20 protein-coding genes are annotated in these 19,014 nt (G+C 40.0%); 15 read left to right on the top strand and 5 right to left on the bottom strand.

Features of this window, described 5'->3' with window-relative positions; genetic code table 11:
• Window positions 1-5 precede the first annotated feature (5 nt).
• The 4 genes from EHO65_RS09175 (at window position 6) to bufA2 (ending at window position 2,648) form a co-directional block, all read left to right on the top strand.
• On the top strand, window positions 6-800 hold the full coding sequence (locus EHO65_RS09175) for a hypothetical protein (protein ID WP_135773813.1): 795 nt from the start codon (window positions 6-8) through the stop codon (window positions 798-800).
• Window positions 797-1,492 (top strand): glycosyltransferase family 2 protein, encoded by a 696-nt coding sequence (locus EHO65_RS09170; protein ID WP_086448014.1) that lies wholly within the window; start codon window positions 797-799, stop codon window positions 1,490-1,492. Before EHO65_RS09175 ends, EHO65_RS09170 begins: the two co-directional genes overlap by 4 nt.
• A gap of 140 nt (window positions 1,493-1,632) precedes the next feature.
• Window positions 1,633-2,220 carry a YceI family protein gene (locus EHO65_RS09165; RefSeq protein ID WP_135773812.1) on the top strand — a complete coding sequence of 196 codons (588 nt, stop codon included), beginning with the start codon at window positions 1,633-1,635 and terminating at the stop codon, window positions 2,218-2,220.
• 170 nt (window positions 2,221-2,390) lie between these two features.
• The gene (bufA2, locus tag EHO65_RS09160; RefSeq protein WP_135773811.1) at window positions 2,391-2,648 is read left to right on the top strand and encodes a BufA2 family periplasmic bufferin-type metallophore; all 258 of its coding nucleotides are present in this window, start codon (window positions 2,391-2,393) and stop codon (window positions 2,646-2,648) included.
• Here bufA2 and EHO65_RS09155 read toward each other — a convergent pair.
• Window positions 2,638-3,393, bottom strand: coding sequence for an HvfC/BufC N-terminal domain-containing protein (locus EHO65_RS09155; protein WP_135773810.1), 756 nt, complete (start codon window positions 3,391-3,393; stop codon window positions 2,638-2,640). The two genes, bufA2 and EHO65_RS09155, sit on opposite strands and share 11 nt — an antisense overlap.
• Entirely contained in the window at window positions 3,390-4,202 is an 813-nt protein-coding gene (gene bufB / locus EHO65_RS09150; protein WP_135773809.1) for an MNIO family bufferin maturase, read from the bottom strand. Before bufB ends, EHO65_RS09155 begins: the two co-directional genes overlap by 4 nt.
• 46 nt (window positions 4,203-4,248) lie before the next feature.
• On the opposite strand from bufB, the gene EHO65_RS09145 reads away from it, so the two are divergent.
• The gene (locus EHO65_RS09145; protein ID WP_135773808.1) at window positions 4,249-4,698 is read left to right on the top strand and encodes a YHS domain-containing (seleno)protein; all 450 of its coding nucleotides are present in this window, start codon (window positions 4,249-4,251) and stop codon (window positions 4,696-4,698) included.
• A gap of 8 nt (window positions 4,699-4,706) precedes the next feature.
• On the opposite strand, the gene EHO65_RS09140 is transcribed toward EHO65_RS09145, so the two are convergent.
• Window positions 4,707-5,618 (bottom strand): DnaJ domain-containing protein, encoded by a 912-nt coding sequence (locus tag EHO65_RS09140; RefSeq protein ID WP_135773807.1) that lies wholly within the window; start codon window positions 5,616-5,618, stop codon window positions 4,707-4,709.
• 105 nt (window positions 5,619-5,723) lie between these two features.
• Between EHO65_RS09140 and EHO65_RS09135 the strand changes: the two genes are divergently transcribed.
• The 5 genes from EHO65_RS09135 to EHO65_RS09115 are packed head-to-tail and all read left to right on the top strand — an operon-like array spanning window position 5,724 to window position 11,077.
• Entirely contained in the window at window positions 5,724-7,583 is a 1,860-nt protein-coding gene (locus EHO65_RS09135) for a carbon starvation CstA family protein (RefSeq protein WP_135773806.1), read from the top strand.
• Window positions 7,580-8,131, top strand: coding sequence for an NUDIX hydrolase (locus tag EHO65_RS09130; RefSeq protein ID WP_135773805.1), 552 nt, complete (start codon window positions 7,580-7,582; stop codon window positions 8,129-8,131). The genes EHO65_RS09135 and EHO65_RS09130 overlap by 4 nt, the downstream gene beginning before the upstream one ends.
• A gap of 34 nt (window positions 8,132-8,165) precedes the next feature.
• Window positions 8,166-9,938 carry a fibronectin-binding adhesin Lsa66 gene (lsa66, locus tag EHO65_RS09125; RefSeq protein WP_135773804.1) on the top strand — a complete coding sequence of 591 codons (1,773 nt, stop codon included), beginning with the start codon at window positions 8,166-8,168 and terminating at the stop codon, window positions 9,936-9,938.
• A 1-nt stretch (window position 9,939) separates the two neighbouring features.
• A complete protein-coding gene (locus EHO65_RS09120) occupies window positions 9,940-10,686 on the top strand; it encodes an NRDE family protein (protein ID WP_135773803.1) in 747 nt (248 codons plus the stop codon).
• Between the two features lie 7 nt (window positions 10,687-10,693).
• Window positions 10,694-11,077 carry a PilZ domain-containing protein gene (locus EHO65_RS09115; protein WP_086448004.1) on the top strand — a complete coding sequence of 128 codons (384 nt, stop codon included), beginning with the start codon at window positions 10,694-10,696 and terminating at the stop codon, window positions 11,075-11,077.
• On the opposite strand, the gene EHO65_RS09110 is transcribed toward EHO65_RS09115, so the two are convergent.
• Entirely contained in the window at window positions 11,074-13,251 is a 2,178-nt protein-coding gene (locus tag EHO65_RS09110) for a copper-transporting P-type ATPase (protein ID WP_135773802.1), read from the bottom strand. The genes EHO65_RS09115 and EHO65_RS09110 overlap by 4 nt on opposite strands.
• Window positions 13,252-13,414: 163 nt before the next feature.
• Here EHO65_RS09110 and EHO65_RS09105 point away from each other — a divergent pair, with 163 nt between their 5' ends.
• Complete coding sequence (locus EHO65_RS09105; protein ID WP_135773801.1) at window positions 13,415-14,590, top strand: MFS transporter; 1,176 nt, start codon at window positions 13,415-13,417, stop codon at window positions 14,588-14,590.
• A gap of 7 nt (window positions 14,591-14,597) precedes the next feature.
• Here EHO65_RS09105 and cueR read toward each other — a convergent pair whose 3' ends face one another.
• A complete protein-coding gene (gene cueR / locus EHO65_RS09100) occupies window positions 14,598-14,987 on the bottom strand; it encodes a Cu(I)-responsive transcriptional regulator (RefSeq protein WP_135773800.1) in 390 nt (129 codons plus the stop codon).
• Between the two features lie 137 nt (window positions 14,988-15,124).
• On the opposite strand from cueR, the gene EHO65_RS09095 reads away from it, so the two are divergent.
• The 4 genes from EHO65_RS09095 to EHO65_RS09080 all read left to right on the top strand — a co-directional run bounded on the left by EHO65_RS09095 (window position 15,125) and on the right by EHO65_RS09080 (window position 18,956).
• Window positions 15,125-15,331 (top strand): heavy-metal-associated domain-containing protein, encoded by a 207-nt coding sequence (locus EHO65_RS09095; RefSeq protein ID WP_135773799.1) that lies wholly within the window; start codon window positions 15,125-15,127, stop codon window positions 15,329-15,331.
• Window positions 15,332-15,336: 5 nt separating this feature from the next.
• Window positions 15,337-15,759 carry a hypothetical protein gene (locus EHO65_RS09090; protein WP_135773798.1) on the top strand — a complete coding sequence of 141 codons (423 nt, stop codon included), beginning with the start codon at window positions 15,337-15,339 and terminating at the stop codon, window positions 15,757-15,759.
• A complete protein-coding gene (locus EHO65_RS09085; RefSeq protein WP_135773797.1) occupies window positions 15,743-18,043 on the top strand; it encodes a heavy metal translocating P-type ATPase in 2,301 nt (766 codons plus the stop codon). The genes EHO65_RS09090 and EHO65_RS09085 overlap by 17 nt, the downstream gene beginning before the upstream one ends.
• A 76-nt stretch (window positions 18,044-18,119) precedes the next feature.
• On the top strand, window positions 18,120-18,956 hold the full coding sequence (locus EHO65_RS09080; protein WP_135773796.1) for an adhesin OmpL37 family surface protein: 837 nt from the start codon (window positions 18,120-18,122) through the stop codon (window positions 18,954-18,956).
• The last annotated feature ends 58 nt before the right edge of the window (window positions 18,957-19,014 follow it).

Raw genomic sequence — 19,014 nt, 5'->3', positions numbered from 1 at the left:
TTTGCATGGCACTTAGCGACCAAGAGATAAAAACAATCGTAGAAAAACTCCGAACCGAATACCGGGAAGGGGCCAAACAAAGTCCTAAAATTTTCGATGCCAAAGGTTTCGAGGATCGTTATATCCAAACCCTCAAACATAGGGGAAACCTGGACAATTTCCTGAAAGACGAAGTGGACTTTCTGGAAAAGATCAAAACTAAACATAAGGAACTCGCGGAAAGAAGGAACGCCTCCAAGGGAGAAACGATCAATCGTATCCTGGACGAACAAGAGGAAAAACTTTCCAAATACCAAAGGGTGGATTTCCATCCGTTGGCTAGACCGGAAATGAGATATTTTTACGGTGCTATGACATCCTTCGCGGAAACTGACCTTCCCGTTCTCATCCATATATTTAGAGGAACTCCTGAATATTCCGCCTTCCAAGATAGTATCTCTATGATTGAAAGGGTTGGAGTTACTAAAAGAGGGATGCCTTCTCTTCGTATTTCAGAACATATTAAGGCATTATTAGATGCAAATGGGAACCAATCCTCAATGGAAAGGGATTCTCAGAACATTCTGAAAGAAGTATGTATTGCACTCGCAGGACTCAGAAAAACCGCATTGGAATGTGTGGAGAAGAACAGGGTCAGCGATAGAATGACCGTACAAGTCAACGACAGAGACTATCCGAAAGCGTCGGAAGCATATAAGAATTTACTTTTCGGTATCGCATTAGAAAAAATAATCGTTAAAGCCGAAAATATCATCCGAGATTTCCGGATGAGCGACTTAGTCGGTCTGGACGTTAAATGAAACTTTCCATCGTAATTCCCTGTTATAACGAAAAACAGACCATTAAAAACATTTTAGAAACCGTAAAGAAAGTACCTGTTAAGGATAAGGAAATCATCCTTGTGGACGATTTTTCCACGGACGGAACAAGAGAACTCCTCAAAACTGCACCTTTTAAAAAGTTGGTGGACCAGCTCGTATTCCACGAGAAGAACCAGGGAAAAGGCGCGGCGCTCCGTACTGGATTCAAAGCTGCCAAAGGTGATATAGTCATCGTACAAGACGCAGATTTAGAATATGATCCGTTCGAAATTCCGGATGTAATTGATCCAATCTTCAAAGGAAAAGCGGACGTTGTTTTCGGAAGCAGATTCATGGGTGGAAGAGCACACAGAGTAGTTTATTACTGGCATAGACTGGGAAATCTATTCTTAACCACCCTTTCCAATATGTTCACAAACATTAATCTGACTGATATGGAAACCTGTTATAAGGCATTTCGAAGAGAAGTCATTCAAGGGATCGATATTAAAGAAAATCGTTTCGGATTCGAACCAGAGATCACTGCCAAGATTGCAAAAATCCCGGACATTCGTATTTACGAAGTAGGAATTTCCTATTACGGGCGTACTTACGCAGAAGGTAAGAAGATCGGTTGGAAAGACGGATTTAGAGCGATCTACTGCGTCCTAAGATACAATCTATTTTCCTAATATATAAAACGAATTCTCGCCGGTACAAACACCGGCACTTCCCTTTTTCCAAATAAATTTTCTATTTTTACTTGTAATTTCGATAATTACACCGGGAGATCAGTCTAAAGTCCAAACATTCTCAAAGGAGAAAACCTCTCGTGAAAACGAAACTTTATCTGATCCCTAGTCTTCTGGTGCTTTTAACTTTCGGCAGTCTTCAAGCTGGAAATTTCAAATTAGATAACGCTCATACTGGCGTTGGCTTCAAGATCAAACACCTTACCATTTCTAACGTATCCGGAAGTTTTAAAGACTTCAGCGGAAAATTCGCTTACGACGAAGCTACCGGCACTCTTACCGACCTAGACGTAACCATCAAAGCAGCTTCTATCAACACTAACGATGAGAAAAGAGACGGACACTTAAAAGGAAAAGATTTTTTCAATGTAGATGATCATCCTTCTCTTACCTTCAAAGCAAAAAAAGCTACCGTTAAAAAAGGCGGAGTTTCTAAGATCCAAGGAGAATTAACTATCAAAGGAGTAACTAAACCTGTTACTTTAGAAGTTAAATTTTCCGGTTCCGCAAAAGACCCGTGGGGAAACACTCACCTAGGTTTCGAAGCAGAAACTAAGATCAAAAGAGCTGATTTTGATATCGCTTGGAACAAACCTTTGGAAAAAGGCGGACTTTTACTCGGAGAAGAAGTTTCTATCCGCATCGAAGGCGAAGCTCTTCCAGAATAATTTATTTTATCCAATCGGGGCTTTTGAAAGAAGGTCCCGATGTTTCCAATCTTCTCCCACATTCTTTTCTTTCTTCTTTTTTATACGTAACCTTCTCCACTTCCCACCGAAATAGGAACAGATCAGGCCAAAGAAATCAGGCTTAGATACATCATTTGGAGAAATGAAATATGAACGATCTAACTAAAAGTATGATCATCGGAGCTGCTCTAACAGGCTTATTTACAACAGGAGCGATGGCAGAAAAGAAAGAGGCAAAATCAGAAGAGCCTAAAGGAGAATGCCACGGGATCAATTCTTGTAAAGGAACAGGTGACTGTGGTGGAAAGGGGCATAGTTGCGCCGGAAAAAATTCCTGCAAAGGAGAAGGTTGGATCTCTCTTACTAAAAAAGAATGTGAATCCAAGAAAGGAACATTTAAGAGCTAATATTTATTATCAAACGATTTATCTTCATCCCCGAAAGGAACTCGGAAATAGATCCCAAACCTTTCGGGGGATTTCCTATAATTTCCAGAGACTCCAAAATACTTTTTCCTTCGGCCAAATATTTACCAAAAGAAAATTCCCATTCTCCGATCTCAGAAACGAATAAGTCCGATCCTTTTTTCCCTAGGAGCAAATATTGTTTCCTTTCCGCCAAAAATTGAGGTAGATCTTCCGAGTTTTCCGTTTTCCAAAGATCATAGACTGGATAAAAATATTCTAAAAATCGAACCGACTCATGAAAGATAATATTCAGATCTTCCGTTTCTTTTTGTGGAAGTGAATTTTGCAGATGATCTACGCCATTCTGTGGCAAATGGAATATTCTAAAAACATGAAGTTCTAAGTCCGCTATTTCGGCTAGTATGGGATGTTCTGCAAAAGTTTCTCGCAAGAAATCCGGGAAATCCTCTCCATAATTAGATATATTATAAGAATGAGATGGATGATCTTCTATAAAAGTTTTTGCAGTTTCAAAAAAATCCTCATCGCCCAAAACTTTCCAGACAGCTTCGTATTTTTCTCCCAAGGCTTCCGTAAATCTGGCAAGATAGCCATTTTGATAGACCGCGATCGCCGAATTTGATCCCAATTTTCCGCCAGGCAGGATCTGATCCGACAAAAACGGACCTTCTTCTTTTTTTAAAACTGCGCTCGAAAAGATTTTTCTAAATTCTTCCGGTCTCATTTCGGTACTGATTCCAAAAGTGATTTTGCTTTAAGTGCTTCTTCTTCCATTTCCGGGAAACTAGGAATATCCTCGTCCCATTCCAATAAAATTGGGATCCCTCGGATCTTATCCGCAAAAATAGAGAATAGATCCCAAACTTCCTTTGCAACCGGCCTGGAATGTGTATCGAATAAAAATTCTCCGGTATCCGTATGACCCGCAAGATGGATTTGCCCCACATTCTCCCAAGGTATAGAACATAAATATTCCTCTGCGGAAAATCCATGGTTGAATGAATTCACGTATATATTATTAATATCTAATAGAATACCACACCCGCTTCTTTTGGAAAGTTCGGATATAAATTCCCATTCAGTCATTTCACTCTGAGGAAAACTCAAATACGTCGAAACATTTTCCAATAAGATCTTTCTTCCTAAAATTTCTTGGACTTGCTGAGCCCTCTCTATCGCAAATTGTAAAAATTCGTTCGTGAATGGGAAGGGTAAAAGGTCGTGCAGATAATTTCCGGATTGTTCAGTCCAACAAAGATGATCCGAAATTAAAAAAGGATCTATTCTCTGGATAAGTTCCTTCCATCTTTGTATATATTTTTTATCCGGAAAACTTCCGCCCAGAATGGATAAAGAAACTCCGTGTAATGCTACCGGAAAATTTTTGCGGACGGACTCCAACATCTCCAAAGGACGGCCTTGTGTATCCATATAATTCTCGGTGATTGCTTCGAACCAAGAAATTCTGACAGGCTCATTCATTCTTAGATAAGGATAATGTTCTTTTCTTAAGCCCACGCCGATGGAAGACATATTTTCTCCGATGTAACCTATTTCGATTCGATCCGAAGAAGGATACATGAACAAGTCGTATTTTTTACCGATCTTATTTTTACTCATTTTGGACTGCGCAGGCAGACAAATAGTGGATCCTATCTTTAAAGAGGATGGAAAAACAGCGATCCACGGCTACGATCCGGTCGCTTATTTTACTGAATCAAAACCTAGGGAAGGAAATACTAAATTCAGTTATCGCTGGAAAGGTGCAGAGTGGAAATTCTCATCCGAAAAAAATCTGGAAACTTTTAAAAAATCTCCGGAGAATTTCGCTCCTCAGTACGGAGGATATTGCGCTTATGCAATGAGAGACGGAGAAGCGTATGAAACAAATCCTAAAGCTTGGAAAATTGTCTCCGGAAAATTATATTTAAACTATAACGAAAAGGTCCATGGATTTTGGGAAAGAGATGTGCCAGGCAATATTATAAAAGCGGACCAGCAATGGAAAATCTTACCTAGAAAAGAGTGAAACTTTGATCAACGATCCTTCATTACTAAAAAATTATAGGATGCGATGATCTTTTGTGTCATCTCCAGGCCGTTTTTGTTTACGTCTGGATGATATTTTTTGATCATCTCTTTGTATTTATTTTTTAATTCCGCTTTTGTATATTCTTCGGAAAGTCCTAAAAATTCCCTGTGTTCTCTTGTTTCCGCATCTTCGTCCTCGTAGAACGATCTAGAAGAGAATTTTTTGCGGAAGTTTGATTTTTTCTTTTTAGTCTTTTCTCTTTCTTCTTCCCTGAATTTTCCGAAAATTTCGTAATAAGCTCTGTCCCTATACTCTGAAGTGATTTGTCGGATCGGGAATAACTTTGTATTTAAGATCTGGAAAAAATAATTTCTTAAGAATACATCGGCTCCATAATCTCCCGAAAAACCTTTTCTGTCCAAAAATTCAGTGATCCCGTTGTCTACTAATCTTTGCAGATCGAATTTATCATCGAAATAGGAATCGAATGCGTCTTCGAATTTTTTGGTGGAAGATATAAGTAAAAGAAGAAGTTCCTTATCCAGATCATGTCTTTCTAATTTGGAAAGAACGATCTCTTTTAAGAAAGCACGAAACTCATCCAGATAAGTATCGTCGAAATATACTCCGCCCTTTGCGAATTCGTAGGCGAGGCCTTCGATTTTTAGGACCTTCTCCAATAATAAAACGAGAAGATCCGCATTGTCTTGAGTAAAACCTTGGGAACCTTTGGAAGAATATTCCCTTTCTCCCCTGAGGGTATATAGAAGTTTAAAATAATCCTCTCGGCGGATCTCTAAAATTTCGATCAGTTTTTCGGAGGAAATAAACCATTCACAATCATTGCTCCCAGACTGTAATTCAAAGATTACGTCTTCTAAGGATGATTTGACCTGATCGAAACTACGGGCGTTCAAAGCGAGAACCTATACTTAGACCCTCTGCCCGTAACCGAGTTTGTCTATTCATTTTCCCGAGAAAAAAGATTTGATCCAGGCCGCATAAAACGAGATTTTTCCCACATGTTACCCCTTCTCGCGGTTTTCGGTTGTTTCACTCTTTATTTTTTAGGTTATAAGTTTTACTCGGGATTTTTATCCAAATCAATTTTCCAACTCAAAGATACTGTGGGTGATACACCTGCTCATAAATTCAATGACGGTGTGGATTATCTACCCACAAAGCCCGCAGTTCTATTCGGGCACCATTATGCTTCCATCGCGGGACTCGCTCCTATCCTAGGACCTGCGGTTGCAGTGATCTGGGGATGGTTGCCTGCAATGCTTTGGGTAGTATTTGGAGGAATTTTCATCGGTTGTGTTCATGATTTCGGGGCAATCGTAGTTTCAGTTCGTAACCAAGGTAAATCAATTGGGCAAGTTGCTCAGGATCTTTTAGGACCAAGGGCGAGAAGTTTATTCCATGCAATCATCTTCTTCTTAGTCGCATTGGCAATGGGAGTGTTCGTGATCGTGCTTGCGGAAATGTTCTCTGCAGATCCAAAATTAAAACAGGCTCCTGTTACTCCTCCTCCACAAATTGAACAAACACAAACTGCTCCAAGTATCAAGGACCATGTTCACCCTTCAGAGGTTAGAGTAGAAACACAATCTTCTCCGATTAAACTCAGAAGTCATTTCCCGGAAGCTGTGATCCCTACAGCCGGGATCATGGTGTTTGCAATCTTAGTGGGTTGGCTTCATTATAAAAAAAGAATGAAGTTAGGACCTCTTACATTCGCTTCCGTAGCCCTTACCTTGGTCGTCATGGTGCTCGGCATGAATGATTCCATTTTAACCTGGACAGGGTTAAATGATATAGACAAATCTCCGGGAGTTCCGATCTGGAAAATTATACTTCTTGCATACGCTTTTCTGGCCTCCGTAACTCCAGTTTGGCTACTTCTCCAAAGTAGAGACTATATCAATTCCTTCTTATTGTATTTGGGGATCATCGCAATCTATTTCGGTTTTGTAAAAGGAAGTATCTTCGGAGAATTTTCTTCCTTTAATGCGGAAGCGATCCGAACTGAAAAAGTGGATATGGATATTATTCCATTCGTATTCATCACGATCGCTTGCGGAGCCGTTTCCGGTTTTCATGCTTTGGTAAGTTCCGGAACGACTGCAAAACAATTGGACAGAGAAATAGACGCAAGAGTGATCGGATACGGTGGAATGATCGGTGAATCACTTTTAGGACTTACGTCCGTCGTTGCATGCACGATCGGATTTGCATCCGCAGGAGAATGGTCTTCCTTTTATAAATCTTGGTCCGGAATTCAAGGCTTGGCACCTTCCGTAGGTGCTTATATCTACGGAACCGGAAGATTTATTTCTCAATTAGGTTTCGACGAAGGTTTTGCTCAAGGTTTTATTGCACTTGTGGTAGTAAGCTTCGCTTTGACTTCTTTGGATTCAGCGACCAGATTATTAAGATATAATATTGAAGAGATCGCAGAAAGTTTTAGTTCGGAAACGATCAGAAAAGTTTTAGGAAACCGTTATGTTTCCAGCATCATCGCATGCGTAGCGATCGGATTTTTTGCCTTCTTACAAATAGACCAAGGAGGCAAAAAGACTACGGCTGGACTGGCACTTTGGAAACTATTCGGCACCACAAACCAGCTACTTGCAGGGCTTGCATTGCTTGTAATCACAATCTATTTATTGTATTCTAAGAAAAAGACCTGGATCAGTTTTATACCGATGATTTTCGTATTAGGTGCAACACTCTGGGCAATGGTTATTAACTTCTACGACTTCTTATTCTCCAAATCTCCTAGTTATTTACTCGCTACAGTTGGAGGAGTTTTGATTTTTCTAACCGTTTGGTTATTATTAGAAGCGATCTTGGCATGGAGAAGGTTTTCTAAAGCATGAAATTTTGCAGCGTTTGCGGCTCTGAAGTAGTCCAAAAAATCCCGGAAGGAGACAGTCTCACAAGATACGTTTGTGAGAACTGCGGAACCATACATTACCAAAATCCGAAGGTAATCGTTGGGACCATTCCTATTTGGGAGGGCAAAATACTACTCTGCAAACGTGCTATAGAACCCAGAAAAGGATATTGGACCCTACCCGCTGGGTTTTTAGAAAATAGAGAAACAGTAGAAGAAGGTGCGGCAAGAGAAACCTCGGAAGAAGCGAATGCTAAAATCGATATTGTTCGTCTTCATTCCGTATACAGCATACCTCATATCAGCCAAGTTTATATGTTCTTCCTTGCCAATTTGATCGATGGAATTTTTTCAGAAAGCCCCGAATCGGAAGAAGTAAAATTATTCTCCCCGGAAGAAATACCATGGGAAGAGATCGCATTTGCCTCCGTCACCTTTGCATTAAAACGTTATACCGAAAAGTCCGAACCTTCCAATGCGGGAACTCATATGGGTTCGATCCGCAATAGAAAATTAGAGGATAAAACATAAGTGCATTTTTTCTCGGAAGGAATTTCCTAGTAGCATGTTCGGAAAAATTTTTCCTTTTTTAGGTATTCTGGGAGTTCTATTCTCTTCTTCGATTTCCGCAAATTCACTCATCAGTACCGAATCCGGCTCCTTCTCTCCGAACTGGGACGGGGTCTCTGATATTCTCAGATTCAAGATACAAACTTCTTCTTTGCCAAAATTGCAAGATTGGGAGCTAACGATCCGAAGCGCCTCGGGAGAAACTGTTCGAAAATTCGAAGCAGGAAAGATCCGTAAAAAAGGATTCACACTTTTTTCAGACGAGAACGAATTCGCTCCGGAAGATATTTATCTACCTTCTATCCTGGAATGGGATGGAGAGAATGAAAACGGAACTCCAGTAGGTGACGGATATTATACGTACCAGTTATTTTTACTTACCGCAAACAAAGAAAGGATACTTTCCGAAGAATCCACATTCTATCTAGATGCAAGGCCTCCCAAAGCGGAAGCAAATTGTAAGACTAAGTTATTATTAAGCGAAGATAGGAATTTATCCAAGATCATCATACAACAAAAAACCTCCGGAGAATCTGCCGATATTTTTATTGGAGAATTTTTAGACTTCGAAGGTAGATCCTTAAAAGCATATACTTGGAGAAATAGAGAAGTTCCTTATCAACTAGTCTGGGACGGAACCGATTCAAACGGAAGGCCTGTTCCCCCGGGTTTGTACACATATAAACTCACAGGAAGAGATCCTGCTGGAAACGAATCCATCGATAAAATCGAAAACCTGACGATTAAAAATGATTCTTCCGGAGTGGATTTAAATGTAGAAGGGGATTTATTTCCTTCCGACCCGAACAATCCTTTAAATCGTATTAAATTTATATCATACGTTTCTTCTAAATTAAAATCAGATTCTTATGAACTAGAAATTTTCAAGAATGAAGTAAAAGAGGATAATTTAGTCTTCTCTCAAAAATCCTTAGGGGAACCTCCTGCGGAATTTATCTGGGAACCTAAGAATAAGGAAAACAAACCTTTAGGTCCGGGAACTTATCTATATCGTCTAACGGTACATAATAGATATGACAAGCATATCAGTGTTCCTAAAAAATTCCAACTTTCCGACCAGAGACCGAAATTCTCCTACGATGTTTCTCCAGGTGGCTTTACACCTGATGGAGATTGGCAAAAAGATCTAGTCGAGATCCGTCTAAGATCCAAAGGGCTCCCGATCGAGTCCTGGAAGATCAATATTATGGAATCCTATTTTGACGGAGAAAAACAGGAAGAAAGGATCGTTCGTAGCTGGATTGGGACAGGCAATGGTCCCGACAAATTGATTTGGTACGGATTAGACGATCAAGGAAGAAGAATAGGATCCTTAGCAGAGCTAAGATTTGTTCTCTCTTACAAAGACGTATTCGGTGGAGAAGAAGAATTAGAACTAGGAGATATCAAAACCGATATCCTAGTCGTAAAAGAAAAAGAAGGATTTAGATTTTCAGTCCCTAATCGTATCTACGAAGACAAATGGTGGACATTACCTTCTAAACTAAAATCGGTCTTAAGTAAATTTCCCGGATATAAAGCCGAACTCCAGATCCATACTTCTCATAGAGGAGACGATGAATACAATCTAAGAGCTTCTGAAGAAAAAGCGAAGAAAGTATTCCAATCTTTATTTGGAAAAGATTATGAATTCGGAAGATATAGATACAGAGGTTATGGAGAAACTTTACCTTTGATCCCTGGCAATGGAGCCTATGAAGTGGATCGAAACGAAAGAGTGGATTTCTTCTTAAGCATAGGAAAATAAAATGTGCACTTCTTTGATATATAGAGACCCAAGCAAAGGAATACTTGGAGTCGGATTTAATAGAGATGAATCCGTAAAAAGAAAACCTTCTCTCCTTCCTCAATTATTGGAATCAAATTCCGGAAAAGCTATCGCGCCAATTGATGGAGAAGCAGGAGGAACTTGGATAGGAATCACCCAAGCAGGAGAAATTGTCTGTTTAGTGAACTATTACGAAGCCACGTTAAAATTACTGCGCAATCCTGTGAGTAGAGGTCTACTAGTCCGCTCCATTCTACTTGGAGAAAGAACTGCGGAGTCTTATACGGATGCTGAACTGGAAAAATATTATCCATTCAAACTATTCAAGGCTAGCAAAGAGAAGACTGAAATTTTTATCTGGGACGGCAAAGTTTACCAAACAGAAACGGACTCGGAAACATTTTCAGTTTTCGGAAGTTCTTTTACACAAGGACCTAAGGCCCAAGTAGTCAGAAGAGAAACCTTCGATAATAATTTTCGTCCTTCTTCCCTTCCGGATGCCACAGATTTTGCAAATATAGCTAAGTCATTCTTATCGTCTCATCTACCGGAACAAGGCGCTCTATCGCCTTGTATGCATAGAAGAGACGCACATTCCGTGTCCAGAACGGTAATCGTTTTAGATGGAGCTTCCGTTTATTTCTCTTACAAGAATTCTCAGCCCTGCGAAGAGGGACCTGAAGAGGATTACAATTTCACTTTGACTGAATTTCGAACTTCTGCATGATTGTCGTATGGCGGGCACTAATTCCCTTTTCGACGATAAATACGAATACCGGGACCCTTCTCAACAGAAGAGGAAGAACGCTCGCGTCAAAATCACCATCGACGGCGATTTTATAGTTAAGGGTAGGACCCAAAGATTTCCGGTATTCATCGTTGATATAGGAACTGGAGGAGCCGGCATAGAGACCCGCACTTCCGTTTTCGAAGGAGACCGGATCATCCTATTCGGGAATATCAACGGCAAAAACATGGAACTCGAATCAGAAGTGATCCGAGTCTCCGGAAAAAAAGCAAACGTAATCTTCATCAGCCTTTCGGAAGAAGATAAAGATCTTATCCAAGACCTGATCCACAAAAAGTTTTTCGACAAAGACAAAAAGCCTCTATCTTAATATAATTCGATTTTTCTGAGACGAAGAGCATTCATCACTACAGAAACGGAACTCAGACTCATAGCGGCTCCTGCGATCATCGGAGAAAGTAATATCCCGAAAAAAGGATATAGTAACCCTGCAGCAATCGGTATTCCTAAGAAATTATACGCAAATGAGAAGAATAGGTTCATTTTAATATTCTTCATAGTAGCTTTGCTCAAACGGATCGCTTTAGATATTCCTAATAGATCTCCTTTAACCAAAGTAATGGACGCACTCTGGATTGCAATTTCCGTTCCGGATCCCATGGCGATCCCTACATCCGATTCGGATAGCGCTGGAGCATCATTTATACCGTCTCCTGCGACTAATAAGATCTCAGTCTCTTTTTTAGCCGCTTTTACGATCTCCCTCTTTCCTTCCGGACTTAATTCCGAGTAGATCTCCTGTATCCCGATCTGATCCCCTACTTTTTTTGCGGAAACTTTTGCGTCTCCGGTTAACATCACGATCCTTATCCCAAAAGATCCGATATCCGAAACAGCCTTAGGCGTTGTCTCTTTGATCGGGTCAGCAACAGATATGATACCTATATACTTTTCGTCTTCGGCGACCCAAACTACTGTTTTTCCTTGGTTTAAAAAAACTTCTTCATTCTTTAATAGATCTTCCGATATTTCTTTTACATTCAAAAATTTCTTCTTACCAATGTATACGGATTTGCCTTCTATTTTACCGGTGACTCCGTTACCCGTAATCGAAGAAAAATCGATCACGTCCGGAATAAGAAGACCGGATTCTTCCGCCTTACGAACAATTGCTTTCGCAATCGGATGTTCACTCCTAGATTCCAGAGCGGAAGCCAATTTTAAGACCCGTTCATTCTCAGGATAAATTTCCGTCACCCTAGGACGTCCTTCCGTCAATGTTCCGGTTTTATCCGTAAATAGAACCGTACCCTTCTCCGTTTTTTCTAGCGCTTCTGCATTTCGTATCAAGATCCCATTTTGAGCTCCGATACCTACTCCGACCATTACGGAGATAGGGGTAGCAAGTCCTAAAGCGCAAGGACAAGCAATGATCAAGACGGATAATGAATTTAGAACAGCATAAGAAAGAGAAGGTTCGGGACCGAAAAAATACCAAATGCAAAAAGTAATAGCAGAGATAAGAAGAACAAAAGGAACGAGCCAACCCGCCACACGATCCGCCAAACCTTGAATAGGTGCCTTACTCCTCTGAGCTTCTTCCACCATATGAATGATCTGTGATAAAGCAGTTTCGGATCCTACCTTATCCGCTATCAAAACAAAACTTCCGGTTTGATTTACCGTGGCACCGAATACACGATCCCCTTTTTCTTTTTTTACAGGAAGTGGTTCTCCGGTTAGCATGGACTCTTCCACGTAGCTGGAACCTTCTTCTATCTTACCATCGATTGGGATTTTTTCTCCCGGTTTAACTCTAAGCCTATCTCCTACTCGGATCTCTTCTATTTGGATCTCTCTTTCTGAATTTCCTTCCAGCAAATGAGCGGTTTTAGGAGACAAACCTAGGAGAGCTTGGATCGCGCCTCCGGTCCTTCTCTGTGCTCTGGCTTGAAGATATTCGCCTAATATTACTAAGGTGAGAATAACGGAAGCGGCTTCGAAATATAAAGCAGCCTTACCGTGAGAATGAAGAGAATCCGGAAAAAAATCGGAAAAGAAAAGTGCTACAGTGGAAAATAAATAAGCCGCACCCACTCCTATTAGGATCAGGCTGTACATATTCAGGTTCATACTCTTGAAGGAGATGATCCCTTTTCTCACCAAGAAGAATCCAGGTCCCCAAAATACCAGAGAAGATAAGACAAATTGTATACGATCTCCAAAGCCGAAAGTGAATTCGGAAACTGAATGAGGAAAAAACATCTCAGACATTGCCAAAAAAAATAAGGGGAGTGTTAAGATAGTTGATAATACAAATTTACCGAATAGGGAGCGGATCTCCTTATCTTCCTCATCGGAGTCGGGCTCTCCTCCTTGAGGCACTAAAGTCATTCCGCAGATCGGACAATCTCCCGGTTTATCTCTGCGTATTTCAGGATGCATCGGGCAAACATATTCAGTTTTTTTGAATGGTCTTACAGGTTCTGAGACCTTATGTGTTAACGGATGAGGACCGTGCTGGTGATGAGAATGTTCGTCCATAAAATTTATGCCTTTACTGCCGATCTCTGGATCCGAATTGCCAAAGGAAAACCGGCTTTTCCCATTTAGACAAACCGATATTACTCAAAGAGATTAAAGTTTCCTTCATTAAAAAATCCTTTTTTATTCGGAATACAACTAGATTTTATCAACAAGAGGAAGAATGAAAAAAATCACCAAAGCAGTCTGGATACTTTCCTTCATCAGCCTTTTTACTGATGTATCCAGCGAGATGTTATATCCAATCATGCCTCTTTACTTAAAGAGCATTGGATTCTCTGTGGTTTTGATCGGAGTTTTAGAAGGATTCGCGGAAGCGATCGCAGGACTTAGTAAAGGATATTTCGGAAAACTTTCAGACCAAAACGGCAAGAGAGTTCCTTTCGTTCAGTTCGGATATTTATTAAGTGCAGTTTCAAAACCTATCATGGGATTTTTCACATTCCCTTTTTGGATCTTCTTATCCAGGACAATGGATCGCTTGGGAAAAGGGATCAGAACAGGAGCAAGAGATGCATTACTTTCCGACGAAGCAACACCTGAAACCAAAGGTACAGTTTTCGGATTCCATCGTTCTATGGATACTTTGGGGGCTGTAATCGGGCCTACATTCGCTTTAATATTTTTGTATTTTTATCCTCAAAATTATTCCGTTCTATTTTTTATTTCGGCTATCCCAGGGCTTTCTGCATTTCTGATCTCTGGTCTTTTAAGTGAAAAGAAAAAAGAAAAACTAATAACAGAAGAGAACGCAAACTTTCTCTCTTCTTTTCTCTATTGGAAAAATGCTCCAATCTCTTATAAAAAATTAGTTGTTGGCCTTTTAATCTTTGGATTGATCAATAGTTCCGATCTTTTTCTTCTCTTAATGGCGAAAGCCAAAGGTTTAGAAGATTCACAGGTAATCGGAATATACATATTTTATAATTTAATTTACGCATTGTTTTCTCTTCCCGCGGGAATCTTAGCGGACAAGATCGGGCTCAAACCTACCTTAGTTTTCGGTTTGTTCGTATTTGCATTCGTATACGGAGGAATGGCGTTTGCAGAAGACTCAATTCACTTCTATTCCTTATTCTTTTTGTACGGGATCTATGCAGCTAGCACAGAAGGGATTTCCAAAGCACTCATCACAAATATTATCCCTAAAACGGATTCAGCTTCTGCGATAGGAACATTTGCAGGATTGAATAGTATTGCTGCTTTGATCGCAAGTAATCTTGGCGGGTTGATCTGGTTTTATTCGGGACCTAAAAGTATGTTCCTGATTGCCGCTTTAGTTTCAATAACCGTTTCTTTTTATTTCATCCGTCTTTCTTTTAAAAGATCAGATTTGTAGAAGGAGCCTATTCTCCTTCTAACTCTTCTAAGATTGGACAATCCGGTCTATGATCTCCATGGCAATGTTTTGCTAAATGAGTGAGAGTGTCACACATAGATTGTAATTCTAAAATTTTGGCCTGCATTTCTTTTACATGAGTCATTGCAAGGGATTTGACCTGAGCGCTTGCTCTGGATTTATTCTTCCAAAGTCCCAATAATTGTTTAATCTCAGGCAATGAAAATCCAAGGCCTCTGGCTCTTTTGATAAATCTCAATGTGTGTATGTCTTTTTCTGAATACAATCTATATCCGGAATCCGCACGAACGGGTTTGGACACTAATCCGATAGATTCGTAATGCCGGACTAATTTCGGGTTTACTCCGGATAATTTGGCGACTTCTCCGATATTCATAAAACATAACCTTCCAATAATTAGAAGGTTAGAAAATCCTATTTTTTATGAAAAACCGGATTTTTTTTCGATTAAGGCCCTTGACCTTCCCACTATTGGAAGGTTGACAATTGGAGTATAGATCAAGGAGAAATAAAATGTACGAGATCAAATTATCAGGAATGACCTGCGAACATTGTGTAAAAACGGTTACAAGGACTATACAATCCTTCGATCCGACAAGTAAACCTTCCGTCGACTTATCCTCACAAACCGCCCGTTTTGAGACCGAGAAAGACATTTCCACATTGTCCTCAAAATTAGAAGAAGAAGGATACCCTGTTCTTTCTATCAATAAGGAATAATTGTTATGAACCGAAAAATGATCTTTATTGCTGCTTTGGTGTTTCTATTCGACCTTCCTATTCTTTCGCATGGAGAGAATAAACCGGGACCTCACGGGGGATTGATTAGAATGCCGGGGGACTTTCATGTCGAGATCTTGGACTTGGGAAATTCAAAGTTCCGGATCTACCTTCTGGATATAAATTTCGCAAATCCGAGTTTAAAAAGTTCATCCGTAGTCGCAAAACTAAGGACTTCGGAAGGTTACAAAAATCTATCCTGTGAAACTGGGAAAAATTCCTTTATTTGTACGGGAGATCCTACATTAGAAAAAGCGAAGCAAGAACTAATTCTTTCTCCGATCCGCGAGAACTCAAAAGGATCGGAAATAAAATTAGAATTACCTCTCAAGAAGGATAACGGAGATAATCATGAACACAAACATTAAAGAAAACGAAACTTCTTCCTTCTCCCCCGAAGAAAAAACATCCGAGATTACTTTGGATCTTTTCGGAATGACTTGTGCAAACTGCGCAAGAAGGATAGAAACGGGTTTAAACAAGGTCCCGGGAGTGGAGGAGGCTCGGGTAAATTTTGGGAGAGAGACAGCCTTTGTAAGATTTAACGATTCTGTTCAGGCGTCACAATTATTTTCTAAAGTAGAATCCTTAGGTTACTCAGCTAAGGAGCATTCTGAAAATAATTACAAAGAATCGGAAGAACTACATAAAAAGGAAAGATCTAAACTAAAATATAGATTTTTGATCTCTCTTTTATTGGCCTCCCCTCTATTTTATTCCATGGTTTCCCATTTTTCCTTTTTGGAATTCCTACCGAATCCGAAAGCTCTTATGCATCCTTGGGTACAATTTGCATTGGCATTCCCAATACAATTCTGGATCGGATTTCCATTTTATAAAAGTGCATTCAGAGCTATAAAGAACGGAAGTGCAAACATGGATGTATTGGTTTCTTTAGGAACCTCTGCAGCATTCGGATATAGTTTTATACTTTCCGTTTTGCAAGGCCTACAACAAGGAGATCTGTTCTTCTCATCTTTTTGGGAAGAAGGAGCACATATACATTCGCTTCCACCGTTATACTACGAAACATCCGCAGTATTACTCTGTTTTATACTAGCTGGAAAATGGATGGAAGCGGAGGCGAAAGGAAAAAGTTCTTCCGCGATCCAAACCTTACTAGAATTAAAGCCGGAAACTGCTCGTATTAAAAAAGAAGAAGTTTGGTCGGAAATCCCAACTGAATACGTAAAAAAAGGGGACATCTTACAAGTCAGACCTGGAGAAAAATTTCCGGTAGACGGACTGGTATTAGAAGGTTTCAGCTCCGTTGACGAATCTATGTTAACAGGTGAAAGTCTACCTCTAGATAAAAAGAAAGATAGCCAAGTCTTCGGAGGAACAGTAAACGGAAATGGAACCTTAATTGTGCAAGCAACCTCCGTTGGTTCCGAAACGGTACTTGCCTCCATTATCAAAACCGTCGAAGAAGCACAAAGCTCCAAGGCTCCCATCCAAAAGATCGCAGATAAAATTTCTGCAGTATTTGTTCCTGCAGTGATCTTAATCTCTTTGTTAAACTTTTTATTATGGTTCTTCTTTTTAGAAGCAGGAGAACTAGGTTCCGCTTTGGAAAAATCAATAGCGATCTTAGTGATTGCCTGTCCTTGTGCATTAGGACTAGCTACTCCGATTTCAATCTTAGTCGGAACGGGAAAGGCAGCAAGCCAAGGGATTTTATTCAGAAACTCAGAAATTTTAGAAACCACTGCTTCTTTAGATCTGATCGCATTCGATAAAACCGGAACCATAACCGAAGGAAATCCTTCCGTCACGGATTATAAATTTGTAGGGGAAGAATCGGATCTACTTACTTCTTCCGCATCCGCAGAATCTGCATCTTCTCACCCTTTGGGAAAAGCAATTGTTTCCTTTGTAAAATCAAAAGGTTATTCCATACTTTCTCCTGAAAATTTACAGACTGTTCCTGGGCTTGGGATCACTGCGAATATAAACCGAAATAAGATCAAGATAGGAAAATTGGAATTTTTCGAAGAAAAGGAAAATTTACCTAAAAGTTTATTAGATATTTATAATTCTTGGGAGAAAGAAGGAAAAACAGTAGTATGGGCGAGATCAGAGAATGAGAAAACTCCTGCATGGATCATTTTCGCGATAGAAGATACGATCCGACAAAATGCTAAATCCGCTTTAGAAAAACTAGATTCACTCGGGATCGAAACTTTGCTATTAACTGGAGACCACCAATCCGTAGCAGAAAATATCTCTTCCAAAGTTGGGATCGAAAACGTACATGCTTCCCTTCTTCCGAAAGATAAAGCAGAGATACTCTCTGATCTACAATCCATAGGAAAAACAGTAGGAATGACCGGAGACGGTATCAATGACTCGCCCGCATTAGCAAAAGCAGATGTAGGATTCGCGATGGGTACAGGAACAGGAGTAGCGATCGAGACCGCAGGAGTGGTTTTGGTAAAAGGAGATTTGGAAAAAATTGCAGAGGCAATCCTGATCGCTAAGGCCACTACCGGAAATATCAGACAAAATTTTTTCTGGGCGCTCGCCTATAATACTCTTGGTATCCCAATCGCGGCTGCCGGACTTTTAGCTCCTTGGATTGCGGGCGCTATGATGGCATTCAGTTCTGTTTCTGTGGTCCTAAATGCACTCCGACTTAAGAAAAAGACATAAGACAAAAAATCGTTCAGTAAAATTTATCTTGTAATGGGGTTCAATTTGGACCCCTCCTATTTCCGAAAATCCTAATATGGGATCGAAAAGAAATATTACATACATCATTCTTCTTTTCGCATTTATTATCCTTCCTTTTGGACAAACAAAGGCAGACTTAGACAGTAATAGAGCGACCGCTTTAGTCCGAGTAGAAAGAGGATTAAAACAAAACGAATTTCATTTAAAAGCGATCAACAGTACCATCTCTAATTACGGAACGGAAGAAGATAAGGCTTTATTCCGTAGATGTTTGCAACATCATATAGAGACATTCACTCTATATTTACAATTCGATCTTTCGCACTCTTACGATGAGATGCGCCAAACCCAAAGATTATTAGTGATATTATATGGTAAGGCAGTAGAAACTTCCGCATCTAGTGTGAGAAGAGAATTGGATTTTTTATCCAAATATGCTCTTAGAACAAAAGACGCAGAAGCAAGGCATCATTTGGAAATGGGATATAGAGAATACGGAGCCTCTAACCAAAAGAAAACAATCGCAGATAATACAAGACCTTATTTACCTGGGATCAAAACCCAATATTTATACGAAGCTCTGAAATTATTGAAACAATCCAGAGAATACGTCATTCTTCTTTCCTTAAAATTCCTTTCGGATTTCGAACCGGATCTGCAAACCACAGAATTCGAAGAAATTTATAATGAGATCAACCGTGCAATGTTCAGTAAAGCGGACTATTATAATAGGATCCATTTCGATAATCATTTTCATATCTTCAATTCTCCCAATCTATACGAAGCAACATGGGAAAATCCAGGCCTGCAAGAATTGGAAAAAGCTTTGGGAGATATAGATCCGGCAAGCGATCGGGCAAGAAGAATGGCGAAACGCTCTGTCATCCCCTAAAAATACAGGAAATTTCTTTCGGCACCTTAAAACCAGGATTGACAGAGTATCCTCCAGA

Origin of the sequence: Leptospira andrefontaineae, assembly GCF_004770105.1 — a bacterium.
Lineage (GTDB): Bacteria > Spirochaetota > Leptospiria > Leptospirales > Leptospiraceae > Leptospira_B > Leptospira_B andrefontaineae.
The sequence above is the reverse complement of the archived record's forward strand: the minus strand, read 5'-3'. Positions and strand labels throughout refer to the sequence as shown.